Source organism: Sphingobacteriaceae bacterium, from assembly GCA_002319075.1.
Classification (GTDB): Bacteria; Bacteroidota; Bacteroidia; order B-17B0; family Aurantibacillaceae; genus Aurantibacillus.
In genome coordinates this window covers 1,848,624-1,862,072 of the sequence record NVQB01000001.1, presented here as the reverse complement: position 1 = coordinate 1,862,072, position 13,449 = coordinate 1,848,624, and the positions used below count along the sequence as shown (strand labels likewise).

Sequence of the window (13,449 nt, the reverse complement as noted above, 5' to 3'; positions counted from 1 at the left end):
TTCAGAATTAAGGGGTAGTGGAGGAAACCGGGATGATTTTTCCATTAAAATAATTTTGACCCGTTGTAGCGAAATGACAAATGAACTCCGCCATTTGAACAGCCTTTAATGGGGCTTTGTAGCCAGGAAAAGCCTTGGCGAGCATTTCGGTTTGCACGGATCCAAGAGCAAGACAATTTACGGCGATATTTTTTGGTTTTAATTCTTCGGCCAAAACTTCTGTCAGCCCGCTTAATGCTGTTTTACTGCTCGAATAAGCGCTTAATCCTGGAAATTTAGAACTCCCCTGGAAGCCGCCCATACTGCCTATGTTAACGATATGTCCCCGCGTTTTTTTCGACATCAGGGGTAAGAGTGTTTGAATCAGGGTAAATGGTGCAAAAACATTTGTAGCATAAACAGCGTGCAATTCTTTCTCAGTTATTTTCTCGAAGGGTTTATTTACAATCTGACCTGCATTGTTTACAAGTACATCGAGGCCGATATTTAATGATTTAATGGTTTGAAATATTTTTTTCTGTTGAGCTGCTTTGGTTATATCAGCTTTTATAGGAAGAATAGAATGTGTGTTTTGAGTGCGGACCAGCTTGTTTAAGGAATCTGTATTTCTTGAAACAGCGATGATAAGGTTAGTAGGATCTTTTGACAGAAGATTTACCATTTCGAAGCCAATTCCTTTAGATGCACCGGTGATGAGTATTAGCATTTTTTAGTAAATTTATGTAGCGAAGATACTTGATATTTCATAACCAAGAACGAAATTTGTATAACACCATCGCAGTGGCTTCCGATTTTAAAACACTAGCTTCCAATGAAAGCATTTAAATTTATAGTTCTTTTAGCGCTTTTATCCGGCGGACTTGCAGCGCAGGTAGACAGTGTATATTACGGATCAAAACGTCCGGGTCAGATGGCTAAAACAAAGGAACCTAAGAACGATGCCTGGAAAGAAAATGTGGTCTGGGGTGGTAATGTTCAGGCCTGGATAGGGAATCCAACTTTCATTTTAGTATCCCCCACGATAGGATATAATATCTTCAAAAATTTCAGCATGGGTGTTGGAGGAATTTACAACTACATAAGTTACAATTCTTATTACGGAAATTACTCTCAATCTATTTTTGGAGGACATTCTTACGCGCGTTATGTGATTGGTGAAAATTATTTTGTGCAGCTGCAATACGACAAACTGCGTCAGCCGAATCTTTTTTCTATGGAGCCGAATGATAAGGTTTGGGTAGACTATGTACTCGTGGGTGGAGGATTTCGCCAGGAGATTGCAGATAATATTAACCTGAGCACTTCGGTGATGTTTAATGTGAATAATAATTTACTTTCTATCTATCCAAGTCGTGTAATTATTCAGTTCGGAATTACGGGGACACTGAAGTAAAAGGAAATATATTACTTAGCAGGTAGTTAGTGATCATCGATGAGCAGTGGGACAAACCTCGCTAAAATTGCTTAAATGAAATTAGACAATCTATCAATATTCGAATTCGCACAAAAAATCAAAAGGCATTACCGCATGTATTTTGAAGGGACACCTAGGTTTTCAGACCTCTATAATCTAATTAGGGGTTACTCCGTTAATCCAGCCACACATGACAACCCACCATTGGACTACCTGAATGTTTGGGTTAAAAAGAAATTCAATAAATGGGGTGCAAGCATGGACTGGGCAAAAGCAATACTTGAAGAGTGTGATAATGATCAAGAAAAAGCCTTTTGGAAATATTTGGACTTATTAGAGGAATTCCACCAAATAAAACCTCTAAAAATATATACCACTAACTTAGCTGATGAAGATTTGGCAAAATTTTATTCTACGAACGGTCTAAAGACCTGGAGTATGATTGGCCCTGAGAATAGACGCTTAGTTGAACCAGCCCCTTATCACATTAAACTTATTGAATTTGAATATTGCACCCATTCTTATCATTTTGATTATTATTATGTTGTTTCCAACACTGACATAGGAAGGCATAAACAAAGTTTTTCGACATTAAAAAAATGTTTCCAGTATTATGAGGCTTGTTTTGGCAAACTGAAATGGGAAGAACTGCCAATAGAAAAAGTCGTTGATGAATTCGAATCAGTTGCAAAAAATTGCGACCATGGGAACTCCATACATCACTATATGGACGGAACATATGACGCTATAGGTATCAAATAAACACCAATCGGTTATAACCAACGAACCGCTAACAGCAGTTAGGCGCTAGCGGACATCTTTACATGTACTTGTTTAGATAATTTCTCCGTTCCTAACCGATCCATTTCCTGAAATGACACTTTGTAGTTCATGTTTTATGGACATTTATATAAAATACAACCTTCTCGCAAAAAGACAAAACCAAATGCAAGCCGAGCCTGAATTTGGAGTTAACGCTTCTAAAACTTCTTCTTCACATTAAAAGGTTTTGTTGCAGGAACAACTGCAGTCAAAATATTTTTCATTTTAAAAGGATCGTTTAGCAGCACTGTTGCTTCTTTCAAATCGTCATCGTTTTTTAAAGATATTTCTACACGACCTTTCTGAAAATAGTAACGTGATGCGATTTCTTCTTCCAGGAATTTTTTAATACTTGGTTTGTATTTTACAAGATCATCTTTTTTGTTTGAAGTCATCTTGTTGAAGAGCGCGTCGTATTCAGTTTTAATATCCGCGAAATAATTTTCAGCTTCCGCGTTTTTTTTAAGGTCCGCTAACTCCAATTCACTTTTTGTTTTGTAAGTGTAATCTTTATCTTTTAAGTAGGCCACAAAGTCCTGGTATTCTGCATCTGTGAGTTGAAAATCTTTAACAGGCGCTATATCCTGGTGCTTCAGATAATACTGAGTAGCATAATTAAAAATGTGAAATTTCGAGATCAAAGAAATGAGGATGTTCTCAAATTTTTCTTCTTTGGTTTTTACATCCGGCATAACTCCTGCGCCATCATAAACAATACGTCCATTTTTAGTTTTAAAAGCAGTGATCAAACTATCGGGTACTTTTTCTACGCGACCTTCATCATCCTTGTTGCTGTAGTCTAAAGCCTGCACGCAACGTCCGCTGGGAATGTAATATTTGGCAACCGTAAATTTAATTTTTGCATTATAGACAAGATCTTTAGTTTGTTGTACCAAGCCTTTACCGTAAGTTCTCTGGCCGATAATAACCGCTCTGTCTAAATCCTGCAGAGCACCGCTAACGATTTCAGAAGCAGAAGCGGAATTTTCATCCACCAAAACAACTAATGGAATTTGAAGGTCTACAGGTGGATTAACCGATAAATACGTTTTGTCCCATTCCGGAATTTTTCCCTTGGTGAAAACTACTTCGTGTCCTTTTTCTGTAAAGAAATTAACGATGTTTACAGCCTCTAACAATAGGCCACCCAGGTTACCACGCAAATCAAGAACAAGGTTTTTGGCTCCTTTTGCTTTAAGAGCAATCATCGCCTCCTTAACTTCATTGCTGCAATTATCTGTAAAGGAAATGAGTTTAATATAACCCGTTTCGTTATTAGGTAACATACCCGCATAAGGTACCGCTTTGGTTTTTATTTCTTCGCGATTTAAACTGATTTCGGTAGGAGTAGTTTGCCCCGCTTTAATGACTTTAAGTTTTAAAGGCGTTCCGGCCTGACCTTTTAAAAGTGTGCCAATTTCGTCCGTTTTTTTACCTACAACGTTGATGGCATTTACGCCTATTATTTGGTCACCGGCTCTTAGCCCTGCCTTGTAAGCAGCAAAGCCTTCATAAGGATCGGCTATAATGATTTTTCCGTTAATATCGTTCACCGTAGCTCCAATACCTCCGTATTCGCCGGTTGTCATAAAACGGTAATCTTCAATATCATTTTCAGTATAGTAAACGGTGTAAGGATCGAGCGAGCTTAACATCGCGTCTATCCCTGTTTTCATAAGTTGTCCCGGTTTTGTGCCATCTACATACCCTACGTTTAATTCCTTATAAACAGAATAAAAAATATCCAGGTTTTTGCTTATTTCGAAATAATCGGGAGTGTAAGCAACTCCAATACTCAGGGCAATAATTAACGAACATGCCGCAAGGGCCTTTTTAATTTTGCCTGTAAAAATGATCTTTTTCATCAATAGTCTCCTCGTAAACGTTAAATTTAAGGATAAATCAGCCCATTCTAAGCTGTTTCTGAATATTTAGAGATTTTTAGATATTTTTTTGCGGAAAAATGCCTGAAAATCCTTAGTTTTGCCCCCCGAATTAATCCCGTAAGATTATGACATTTATTTTTTAGTCAGTATTTTAGTCGGATACTGATATTTCCTTCAGGACTCCCCCGCTGATCAAAAATCGATTTCATTTCTTGAAAAAAATTAGAAAGAAAAAGAAAGTATGAAGTTATCAATGTTTAAATTTAATCTGCCAAAAGAACTATTGGCAGAGCATCCTGCAAAAAACCGTGAAGACTCGCGAATGATGGTAGTTGAACGTGCAACAGGAAAAATTTCTCACAAAAAATTTAAAGACGTTATCAATTATTTTGATGATGGTGATGTGTTAATGCTTAATGACACAAAAGTGTTCCCTGCGCGTATGTATGGGAATAAAGAAAAAACAGGAGCAAAAATTGAAGTTTTTTTACTGCGCGAATTAAATGCAGAAAGCCGTTTATGGGACGTATTGGTTGATCCGGCGCGTAAAATCCGTATCGGTAATAAATTATATTTTGGTGAAGATGATAGTTTGGTTGCTGAGGTAATCGACAACACAACTTCCCGCGGACGTACCTTGCGTTTCTTATACGATGGTAGCTATGAAGAGTTTAGAAAAATTCTTTACGACTTAGGCGAAACACCACTTCCAAAATACATTAAACGCGCTGCAGAGCCTGAAGATACAGAACGTTATCAGACTGTTTTTGCTAAGAATGAAGGAGCTGTGGCAGCTCCAACAGCAGGTTTACACTTTAGCCGCGAATTATTGAAACGCCTCGAAATTAAAGGTGTGCAGTTTGCACCGTTAACTTTACACATTGGTCTTGGTACTTTTAGAACGGTTGAGGTAGAAGACTTAACCAAACACAAAACAGAGAGCGAAGAAGTTTTAATTTCAAGCGACACTTGTAAAATTGTAAATGCTGCGAAAGATAAAAAGAAAAGAGTTTGTGCTGTAGGAACAACGGTAATGCGTGCTGTAGAGACTTCAGTTTCAACTACAGGGCACTTAAATCCGTATGTGGGCTGGACAAATAAATTTATTTTTCCTCCTTATGATTTTAGCATTGCCAATTGTATGATCACCAATTTCCACATGCCGGAAAGTACTTTATTGATGATGGTAAGCGCCTTTGGTGGGTATGACCTTATTACTAAAGCTTATAAAGAAGCAATCAAAGAAAAATACCGTTTCTATTCTTATGGCGACGTGATGTTGATCATCTAAGGATGAGCAAATTATTTGAAAAGCCTTTCACAGTGTGAAAGGCTTTTTTGTTTTATTAATGCGCTATCAAAACCTTACGAAAAACCTTTTTATTATCGCTGAAAGTAATGGCGACGAAATAAAATCCATTGGCGTAATCATGCACATCTACAAAAGTTTGATCTATTGCATTGCCTCTGTAATATAAGGAGCCTTTGGTATCGTAAACGGTGATTTCAAAATCGCCTTTGGTTCCAACGGTAAGATACCCTGAGTTTAAAGGATTAGGTGAAATGTTTACGAAAAATGCTTCTGACGTAGTTGCCGCAATACCTGTTGCTTTCGGTTGCCAGTTGGTGCCATCTGTTTTGCATAATACCGGTGGCCATACTTTCATGTGTCCATCCGGAGCAATATTTGCGAGGCCTGCTGCTGCTGGACTACATCCCAAAATGGTTATTAAATTTTTAGTGTAAAATTCGTTGTAGTTGTATCCGTTTCTGATGGTGGCCGTATTCAGATATAAATTTCCATAATTAAATAGAGTTGCACCACACTTTACATCCATTAAATAATTGCCGCAGACTGTTGCACCTTTTTCAATGATCAGTACTGTTGGAGCTTCGATAATCAGATCAGTATTAAGAGTGACGTAATGTTTAATGAGAATTGTATCGGGTTTAAAAGGAACTTTATTTCCGAGCCAGGTAGATGGGTTTTCCCAGTCGGAATCGGCTGCAGAAATGACTTTTGTTGCTTGCGCTAAAGTTGTAAGAAATAGCACCAGACTAAATAAAATAATTTTTCTTTTCATAATGGGTTTTTTAATAAGAGAAAAAATCGGGAAACTATAATTCTATCCAAGTTACAAAATTTTCCTTACTAAAAATCTCAACTCTCCTTTTTAACAATTTTCAAATTAGTTTAAGGAGGGAATTTCTTCCAGCGAATAAAAAACAGGTAGGCCTTTTGCTAAAATGAGATCACGTTCTTTATTGGCACCGGGGCTCTCAGCTATTACTAACAAAGCCTCACAGGAATTTATCATGGCAAGAGAAATGGTCATGATTGCTGTGTAAGTGTCTTGTGTTTTTAAGAAGGGAAGAATGGGTAGAGCCGCATTTACACCAATTAAAGGAATGTGCCCCATTGCTAAGAGCTTGGCAGCATAGTGATTTAAAACATCAAGATTTTTTTGCCTTTGCTCCGGTGTAGACGCTGAGTAAGGTCCTGCAATGCCGATGATCATTTTATATAAATCAGAGAAGGTGAGAAAAAAAGAAAAGGTCATTCTCTTCATGGGGAAGCTTTATAGTACCTTCCGAAAAGAAGTCGAGTTTTTTCAGGAGTGCAATGCTTGAGAGGTTATCCTGATTTGTAATGGCAACAAGTTTTTTTAAACCTAATGTGTTTTTTGAATAGTTTAAAACCGCAGTGCAGGCTTCATAAGCGTAGCCTTTTGCCACATAGTCGTGTAAGAATGCAAAGCCCAAATCAACGTCCTCAAGGGTTTCCCGCTTAATTAAACTGCACATACCTATGGGAATTTTAGAACCTTTCAGTTCTACCAGATAGGGACCAAATCCAAATTTTAAATAACTGAATAGAGGTCCGTTTACTATATAATGCCTGGCATCTTCTGAAGTTTTTATGTTTCTGTCGCCGATAAATTGAAGCCAGCCTGGGCTATTCAGCAAAGTGAAAATAAATTGTGAATCACTCTCAGCAAACTGCCTGATAAATAATCTGTCTGTTTCTGCTACCAATTTCATTTAAGTCAAAGATATACAAGAGTTTGTTAACTTTGGAGAACATGCTTTTCGAAGTTAAACAATTTGAACATTCCTTTAAAGAAACGACTTTGAAAAAAGGACTTAAGCTTTTTGAAAAAGGAGCTGTAGAATTGGTTGAAAAGCAATCCCGATTCGACTATCATTTTTTCCTGGAAGGGGATAATTTATTTTTGCGAAAGCATGGAGATAAATTAATGAGCTATTCCTGCTCCTGCTTAAAGCTTACTTATTGCGAACACTTGAGTGCCGTTATGTTTTTCTTTCAACAGGAGGCTCTTGGAATTAGCGTTAAGGCAAAGAATTCGAAATTAAAAAAAGACTCCTTAGAACTTGATGAGAATGGCTATATAAACAGAAATATAAGGAAAGCTGAGTCCGAAAATTTAAGAAAGTTCATAAAAGAGTCTCAGAATAAATTATCGGTACCTGTTATAACAAAGTTTCTTACCGATAAAAAGACGCTTGTAATCTCTGACGTGTATTGTGCTCAGCTTGAGTTTTTGTTAACGCCCTATTTTAACTTAAAACAGCTCAATGCAGCGGCTACGGAAAGTTTGTTTAAAGAATTTAGTTTGTTTGCCGGGGCTATTGCTGCCAAACTGAAAACTGAACAGGACTTATTTTCTTTTCATATTGGAATCATAAAAGTCTTTTTCCAATTATTCCAGATGCGTTTTTTAGGTGATGAGCAACCGCTCTTTGAGATTTATGACCAAACGTTAAATGCGCTTGACCTTCTTTTTAAAAAGGGTTTAACTTCTAAAGAAAAAACGGAATGGTTTAATGTGACGCTGAGTTCAGTGAGCGACAACAAAAAACTACAGAGCGAGGCTTTTGCTTTTTTCGTTCCGCGTTTTGTAAGCTTTGCAAAAAATGAACAGGAGCTTTTAGTATTGAGTAAATTATTAAAGAAAAGAACGTTTAAGTCGCCACATTTTCAGCATCTCGACAAACTACTTATCGCTCGTCTGCAAACTGCTTTAAAAGAATGGACTTTGTTTAAGACCGCATTCCCTTTGCACCAGGAAGGAGGAGAAGTGGAATTAATAATAGCTAAAGCCGAACTTTACTTCTGTAAGCAAAATTTAAAAACAGCATTTAATTTGCTCGAAACGCATTATGATGAAATTCGTATTAGTCGTAAAGCATATTACAAGGATTATCTGCAGTACATTCTTAAACACGCACGTATATACAATTTACAGGACCTTGAAATAAAATACCTGCGGGAAAGTTTTATCCACCAGCTTTTTATTCTGCCGGAAGATCTCGAGCGTTACCTTCACCTCATTTCTCCATCTGAACAGGATAGAGCTATGAAGGAGTTAATTGAATCCATAAAAAATACTTCCAAAGGATATTACCAGGACAAACTAACACTTCTGCTTTTACGCGCAAACTTATTTGATGAGCTCATCGCAGAGTTGTCGAGAGCAACAAATAAGTTTTCAGCAGCGCATGAAGTAGCTTTGAAAAAATATCCTGATACTAGTCCGTCTTTTCTGGCACTTTACATGCGGCATCTTGCAGAAACGCTGAGACAAGATTCCGTATACCGATACCAGGTGAAAGTCTTCACTAAAGCAAAAGAGTTTTTAGATAAGCTTCCTGAAGAAACCGTGATAGAATTAATTAAAAAATTGATGGACCAGGTAGGAAAGGCCGGGCATTTGTACAGGTATCTGAATGAACTTTACGACTATCCCTTTTTAAAAGAAGAAGAGAATTATTAGTCTTCTAACATAAAAATAGCCTCGCCAAATTCGTTAATGGCTTTGTTATTTTTTTGTTCTTTAGCTTTTTCTAATCCGCTGTTATAATACTCTAACGCTTCAGTAATACGAAGCAGCGAAGCAAACAACTGTCCTAACTGATAATAAGCGGGGATGTAATTTTTATCAAGACCAAGAACAAGTTTAAACTGGCTCTCGGCATCGGCTACTTTGTTGAGGTCACTGGCATATTCGAGTCCGAGTGCGTAGTTTAAAAAAAGATCATCCGGTTCTTTTTCTAACATGCTCATTAAATTTTCAATACGTCCGGCGCTCTTCATTTATAAATTATGCAGAAGTAAATTGTTTTAAGAAGCGGCTATCGTTTTCAAAAAACAAACGCAGATCTTTAATTTCGTACTTTAACATGGCAATACGCTCAATGCCCATGCCGAAAGCAAAGCCTTTGAATTTATTTTCATCAATTTTGCAATTGATCAAAACTTGTGGATCTACCATGCCACAGCCTAAAATTTCTACCCAACCCGTATATTTACAAACGTTGCAGCCCTTTCCTTTACAGATGGTGCAGCTTATGTCCATTTCAGCACTGGGCTCCGTAAAAGGAAAATAACTTGGACGTAATCTTATTTTTGTATCAGCACCAAACATTTCTTTGGCAAAATATAAAAGCGTTTGTTTTAAATCGGCAAATGAAACTTTTTCATCAATGTATAAACCTTCTACCTGGTGAAACTGGCAGTGCGCGCGGGCACTTATGGCTTCGTTACGGTAAACTCTACCCGGAGAAATAGTACGGATAGGCGGTTTTTGATGTTCCATAATGTGAACCTGTACACTGGATGTTTGTGTACGCAGAACCATTTCAGGATTAATGTTCACATAAAAAGTATCCTGCATGTCCCGCGCGGGGTGATTTTCCGGCGTATTTAAAGCAGTAAAATTATGCCAGTCGTCTTCAATTTCTTTTCCATCGCTTACAGTAAAACCTATGCGTGAAAAAATATCTATGATTTGATTTTTAACCAAAGTTAAAGGGTGACGACTTCCATTCTGAACCGTTGGAAATCCAGGTAAAGAAAGATCTGCAGCAGGCGTGTTATCCGATTCTGAGGACTCGAATTTTTCTTTCAGGTGATTGATCTTATCCTGCGCTTTTAATTTAAGCTCATTTAATTTTTGGCCAACCTCTTTTTTAATATCGGAAGGCACATTTTTAAAATCGTCAAACAAGGCACTTACTTCGCCTTTTTTACTCAACCATTTTATCCTGTATTCTTCAACCTGTTCTTTGGTTTGGGCAGCAAATGCATCTACCTCTTCCATTAAACTATTTATTTTTTCTGTCATTCCCATAATAGGGTACAAAAATACAAAAATAAGCGGTTTTTTGGGGCATAAAAAAAGCCACTCCAAATGCGGGAGTGGCCTGTTATAAGATGGAAATATTTATTTTACTTCACAAATTGTTTCATTTGTTGTTTGTGAACTCCATGCTGTAGCTCCATTGCCACCAGAGTCATTGTCAGTGGTGCGAGTCGAGAAACATTGATTAGAGTATTTAAATTGACTCTTTTTCTGTTTTTCCATTACCACTTTGTCAGATGACGTGTAAGTGTTTGTCTGAGCACCAAAACCAGTGATAACTTCTGTGGATGTAGTTTTGCACTCACAAGTGCGTTCTTTTCTGCACGACGTAGACGCAATTGCAAGAATACTTAAAGCTAATATTAAATTTGTTTTCATGTTTTTAGATTAATTAAGTTTACAATCTTGAACTGTGGTTGAAGTGGATCCCGAGTTACCAACTGATGTCCAGGTAGTTTTTTGGCAAAGCGATTTCGCATCAGATTTTTTACTTTCTAAAAGAATTACTTTGTCAGTGCTGGTAGTTGTGTTTCCTGACGAACTTGTGTAGGTTGTTGTGCAGTCGCACGTTCTGTCTTTTTTGCATGACGCTAAGCTTAGCAAGCTAAAGCATGCAGCAAGGATTGTAAATTTTTTCATGGTTTAGATTTATTTAACGCAAAACTATGAAAATTTAGTGCCAAAGTAAAGGATTACCCTTACAAATCGACGAAAATAGGGAGATTTAAAGATTTAATCACATTCGCTCAAGTAAGGTAACATTCTCTATATGCGCAGTTTGGGGAAACATGTCCACAGGTTGGGTCTTAATTATTTTGTACTGATCCTGCATTAAAGCTAAATCTCTTGCCTGCGTGCTGGGATTACAACTTACATAAACTACTTTTTTTGGTCGTGCTTTTAAGATCACGCTTACCACTTCCGGATCCATTCCTGCACGCGGAGGATCAGTAATGATAACATCGGGATGTCCATGGGTAGTCAGGAATTCTTCATTAAGAACATCTTTCATGTTTCCTGCGAAGAAAAGTGTGTTACCTATGTTATTTGTTTTTGAATTTTCTACTGCGTCTTTAATGGCATCTTCTACATATTCAATTCCGACAACTTTTTTTGCCTGTCTTGCCACAAAGTTAGCAATGGTGCCAGTGCCTGTGTAAAGGTCGTAAACAAGTTCTTCTCCGGTTAAACCTGCGAAATCGCGGGTAATTTTATATAAGTTATAGGCTTGTTCAGAATTGGTCTGGTAAAAGGATTTGGCGCTGATCTTAAATTTTAGGCCTTCCATCTCTTCGAGGATGTGATCTCTGCCGTAATAGGTTTTAATGTCCAGGCCGAAAAAAGTATCGTTCCCTTTGTCGTTGTGAACGTATTGCAGGCAAGTAATTTGAGGGAATTCGATCTTCATGAATTCCAGCAAAGCAAAGGTTTCTTTTTCCAGCCATTCAAAAACAGAAAGTACCACCATGATCTCTCCGGTGCTGGTAGTGCGAATCATTAAGGTTCTAAGAAGACCTGATTTATTTCTTATGTCGAAAAAAGTGAGTTTGTTTTTAAAGGCGTAGTCGCGTACTTTGTTCCGTATGGTGTTACTGGGCTCGTTTTGTAAATAACAATTTTCAATGGCAAGAATTTTATCGAACATACCGGGTATGTGAAATCCCAAGGCATTTTTATTTTCAATAACTACTTCAGAATCCATTTGTTCCTTGGTAAGCCATTTTTTATTGGAGAAAGAAAATTCCAATTTATTACGGTAGTAATAGTCTTTTTCGTTTCCTAAAATCGGAAGTAAGTCAGGAAAGTCCAGTTTACCTATGCGTGTAAAGGCATCGAAAACATATTTTTGCTTGAAATCAAGTTGCGTTTTATAATTCAGGTTTTGCCATTTGCAGCCACCACAGGTTCCAAAATGCTCGCACAGGGGTTGTACGCGGTATTCAGAAAGTTTGTTCATTTTATGAACGGTTCCCTCAGCAAAACTGTTTTTTTTGCGATGTACCATAACGTCCACCATATCACCGGGAACAGCACCATCAATAAAAACAACAAGACCATCATTTTTCGCAATGGCTTTTCCTTCGGTGCTGATGTCAACTACTTCCAGGTTTTCTAAAACAAAATTCTTCTTAATCTTCGACATAAATGAGCCTGTAAAAGTAGTGATTTAAGGGGAATACTGGAAATACCTCGCTCTTTCGCCACAGATTTCACTGTTTTCGCTGATAGTTTTTATGCAATTTGTACATGGGAGTCTAACTTCTAATTTAAAACATTAAGACTTTTCTTCGCAATGCGTCAATAATTCATCTGTGAAATCTGCGAAATCTGTGGCAATATATAATCAAATAACCCTAACTTTGCGCAATGGCTCGTTTTTTTTTAACGCTTTCTTACAATGGCACAAACTTTAATGGTTGGCAAATACAAGAGAACACGGCCAGTACTGTAGAGCAGGTTTTGGAAGAAAAACTTTCTATGCTTTTAAAGGAAAAGATTGATCTTGTGGGTTGTGGAAGAACAGATTCGGGGGTACACGCAAAGAATTACGTTGCGCATTTCGATAGTCATTGTGTTGATCTGATTGAAAATAAAGATCATTGGATCTATAAATTCAATACCATTCTTCCGCCAACTATTGCGATTCAAAATATTCAAAAAGTAAAAGATACTTCTCACGCCAGGTTTGAAGCTACGCAGAGGGTTTACTACTATTACGTCAATCAACATAAAAATCCTTTTAGAGATAGCTTTAGCTGGTACGTTTACGGTGAATTGGATTTTGAGGTGATGAACAGGGCGGCCGCAACTCTTCTGGAATACGAAGATTTTACAAGCTTTAGCAAAGTGAATACACAAAATAAAACAAACAACTGTAAAATTACCAAAGCAGTATGGCAAAAAAGTGCAGAGCATGAATGGCGCTTTACAATAAGTGCCGATCGCTTTCTAAGAGGCATGGTAAGAGCCATTGTGGGCACTCTGGTTATGGTGGGTAAGAACAAGATTACCATAAGCGATTTTAAAAAAATTATAGAAGCAAAAGACAGAAGAGTTGCTGGAAACAATGCTCCTGCCAATGCCTTATTTTTAACAGGAATTAAATATCCAAAAGAAATTTTTGAGTGAGCAATGAAGTAAAAAATAAAGGATTAAACCTGGG

General features: G+C 37.4%; 15 protein-coding genes. 5 read left to right on the top strand and 10 right to left on the bottom strand.

Going from position 1 to position 13,449, the window contains the following annotated elements:
• Window positions 1–7: 7 nt before the first annotated feature.
• Window positions 8–706, bottom strand: coding sequence for a short-chain dehydrogenase (locus CNR22_08220; GenBank protein PBQ31755.1), 699 nt, complete (start codon window positions 704–706; stop codon window positions 8–10).
• A 105-nt stretch (window positions 707–811) separates the two neighbouring features.
• On the opposite strand from CNR22_08220, the gene CNR22_08215 reads away from it, so the two are divergent.
• Entirely contained in the window at window positions 812–1,393 is a 582-nt protein-coding gene (locus CNR22_08215) for a hypothetical protein (GenBank protein PBQ31754.1), read from the top strand.
• A 75-nt stretch (window positions 1,394–1,468) separates the two neighbouring features.
• Entirely contained in the window at window positions 1,469–2,176 is a 708-nt protein-coding gene (locus CNR22_08210; protein ID PBQ31753.1) for a hypothetical protein, read from the top strand.
• Window positions 2,177–2,394: 218 nt separating this feature from the next.
• Here the strand turns inward: CNR22_08210 and CNR22_08205 are convergent, their stop codons facing one another.
• Complete coding sequence (locus CNR22_08205; protein ID PBQ31752.1) at window positions 2,395–4,101, bottom strand: peptidase S41; 1,707 nt, start codon at window positions 4,099–4,101, stop codon at window positions 2,395–2,397.
• 262 nt (window positions 4,102–4,363) lie between these two features.
• On the opposite strand from CNR22_08205, the gene CNR22_08200 reads away from it, so the two are divergent.
• Window positions 4,364–5,413 carry a tRNA preQ1(34) S-adenosylmethionine ribosyltransferase-isomerase QueA gene (locus CNR22_08200; GenBank protein ID PBQ31751.1) on the top strand — a complete coding sequence of 350 codons (1,050 nt, stop codon included), beginning with the start codon at window positions 4,364–4,366 and terminating at the stop codon, window positions 5,411–5,413.
• A gap of 55 nt (window positions 5,414–5,468) precedes the next feature.
• Here the strand turns inward: CNR22_08200 and CNR22_08195 are convergent, their stop codons facing one another.
• The 3 genes from CNR22_08195 to CNR22_08185 form a co-directional block, all read right to left on the bottom strand.
• Window positions 5,469–6,206, bottom strand: coding sequence for a hypothetical protein (locus CNR22_08195; GenBank protein ID PBQ31750.1), 738 nt, complete (start codon window positions 6,204–6,206; stop codon window positions 5,469–5,471).
• A 105-nt stretch (window positions 6,207–6,311) separates the two neighbouring features.
• Entirely contained in the window at window positions 6,312–6,683 is a 372-nt protein-coding gene (locus CNR22_08190) for a hypothetical protein (protein ID PBQ31749.1), read from the bottom strand.
• Window positions 6,652–7,164: a hypothetical protein gene (locus CNR22_08185; GenBank protein PBQ31748.1), complete on the bottom strand. Its 513-nt coding sequence runs from the start codon at window positions 7,162–7,164 to the stop codon at window positions 6,652–6,654. Before CNR22_08185 ends, CNR22_08190 begins: the two co-directional genes overlap by 32 nt.
• 41 nt (window positions 7,165–7,205) lie before the next feature.
• On the opposite strand from CNR22_08185, the gene CNR22_08180 reads away from it, so the two are divergent.
• Window positions 7,206–8,918, top strand: a complete 1,713-nt coding sequence (locus tag CNR22_08180; GenBank protein PBQ31747.1) for a hypothetical protein — start codon at window positions 7,206–7,208, stop codon at window positions 8,916–8,918.
• Here the strand turns inward: CNR22_08180 and CNR22_08175 are convergent.
• The 5 genes from CNR22_08175 to CNR22_08155 form a co-directional block, all read right to left on the bottom strand.
• Window positions 8,915–9,238, bottom strand: coding sequence for a hypothetical protein (locus tag CNR22_08175; GenBank protein PBQ31746.1), 324 nt, complete (start codon window positions 9,236–9,238; stop codon window positions 8,915–8,917). The two genes, CNR22_08180 and CNR22_08175, sit on opposite strands and share 4 nt — an antisense overlap.
• Before the next feature lie 7 nt (window positions 9,239–9,245).
• On the bottom strand, window positions 9,246–10,268 hold the full coding sequence (locus CNR22_08170) for a phenylalanine--tRNA ligase subunit alpha (GenBank protein PBQ34854.1): 1,023 nt from the start codon (window positions 10,266–10,268) through the stop codon (window positions 9,246–9,248).
• Window positions 10,269–10,367: 99 nt separating this feature from the next.
• Window positions 10,368–10,664 (bottom strand): hypothetical protein, encoded by a 297-nt coding sequence (locus tag CNR22_08165; protein ID PBQ31745.1) that lies wholly within the window; start codon window positions 10,662–10,664, stop codon window positions 10,368–10,370.
• A gap of 9 nt (window positions 10,665–10,673) precedes the next feature.
• Window positions 10,674–10,925 carry a hypothetical protein gene (locus tag CNR22_08160; GenBank protein PBQ31744.1) on the bottom strand — a complete coding sequence of 84 codons (252 nt, stop codon included), beginning with the start codon at window positions 10,923–10,925 and terminating at the stop codon, window positions 10,674–10,676.
• A gap of 97 nt (window positions 10,926–11,022) precedes the next feature.
• A complete protein-coding gene (locus CNR22_08155) occupies window positions 11,023–12,429 on the bottom strand; it encodes a 23S rRNA (uracil(1939)-C(5))-methyltransferase RlmD (protein PBQ31743.1) in 1,407 nt (468 codons plus the stop codon).
• A gap of 224 nt (window positions 12,430–12,653) precedes the next feature.
• Between CNR22_08155 and CNR22_08150 the strand changes: the two genes are divergently transcribed.
• Entirely contained in the window at window positions 12,654–13,415 is a 762-nt protein-coding gene (locus CNR22_08150) for a tRNA pseudouridine(38-40) synthase TruA (protein PBQ31742.1), read from the top strand.
• The last annotated feature ends 34 nt before the right edge of the window (window positions 13,416–13,449 follow it).

Excerpts from the sequence above, each read along its gene's own strand:
- CNR22_08215 (PBQ31754.1), top strand. The coding sequence starts at position 812 with ATGAAAGCATTTAAATTTATAGTTCTTTTAGCGCTTTTATCCGGCGGA.
- CNR22_08195 (PBQ31750.1), bottom strand. The coding sequence starts at position 6,206 with ATGAAAAGAAAAATTATTTTATTTAGTCTGGTGCTATTTCTTACAACT.
- CNR22_08165 (PBQ31745.1), bottom strand. The coding sequence starts at position 10,664 with ATGAAAACAAATTTAATATTAGCTTTAAGTATTCTTGCAATTGCGTCT.
- CNR22_08175 (PBQ31746.1), bottom strand. The coding sequence starts at position 9,238 with ATGAAGAGCGCCGGACGTATTGAAAATTTAATGAGCATGTTAGAAAAA.
- CNR22_08160 (PBQ31744.1), bottom strand. The coding sequence starts at position 10,925 with ATGAAAAAATTTACAATCCTTGCTGCATGCTTTAGCTTGCTAAGCTTA.
- CNR22_08170 (PBQ34854.1), bottom strand. The coding sequence starts at position 10,268 with ATGACAGAAAAAATAAATAGTTTAATGGAAGAGGTAGATGCATTTGCT.
- CNR22_08150 (PBQ31742.1), top strand. The coding sequence starts at position 12,654 with ATGGCTCGTTTTTTTTTAACGCTTTCTTACAATGGCACAAACTTTAAT.
- CNR22_08155 (PBQ31743.1), bottom strand. The coding sequence starts at position 12,429 with ATGTCGAAGATTAAGAAGAATTTTGTTTTAGAAAACCTGGAAGTAGTT.
- CNR22_08205 (PBQ31752.1), bottom strand. The coding sequence starts at position 4,101 with ATGAAAAAGATCATTTTTACAGGCAAAATTAAAAAGGCCCTTGCGGCA.
- CNR22_08220 (PBQ31755.1), bottom strand. The coding sequence starts at position 706 with ATGCTAATACTCATCACCGGTGCATCTAAAGGAATTGGCTTCGAAATG.
- CNR22_08200 (PBQ31751.1), top strand. The coding sequence starts at position 4,364 with ATGAAGTTATCAATGTTTAAATTTAATCTGCCAAAAGAACTATTGGCA.
- CNR22_08190 (PBQ31749.1), bottom strand. The coding sequence starts at position 6,683 with ATGACCTTTTCTTTTTTTCTCACCTTCTCTGATTTATATAAAATGATC.
- CNR22_08180 (PBQ31747.1), top strand. The coding sequence starts at position 7,206 with ATGCTTTTCGAAGTTAAACAATTTGAACATTCCTTTAAAGAAACGACT.
- CNR22_08210 (PBQ31753.1), top strand. The coding sequence starts at position 1,469 with ATGAAATTAGACAATCTATCAATATTCGAATTCGCACAAAAAATCAAA.
- CNR22_08185 (PBQ31748.1), bottom strand. The coding sequence starts at position 7,164 with ATGAAATTGGTAGCAGAAACAGACAGATTATTTATCAGGCAGTTTGCT.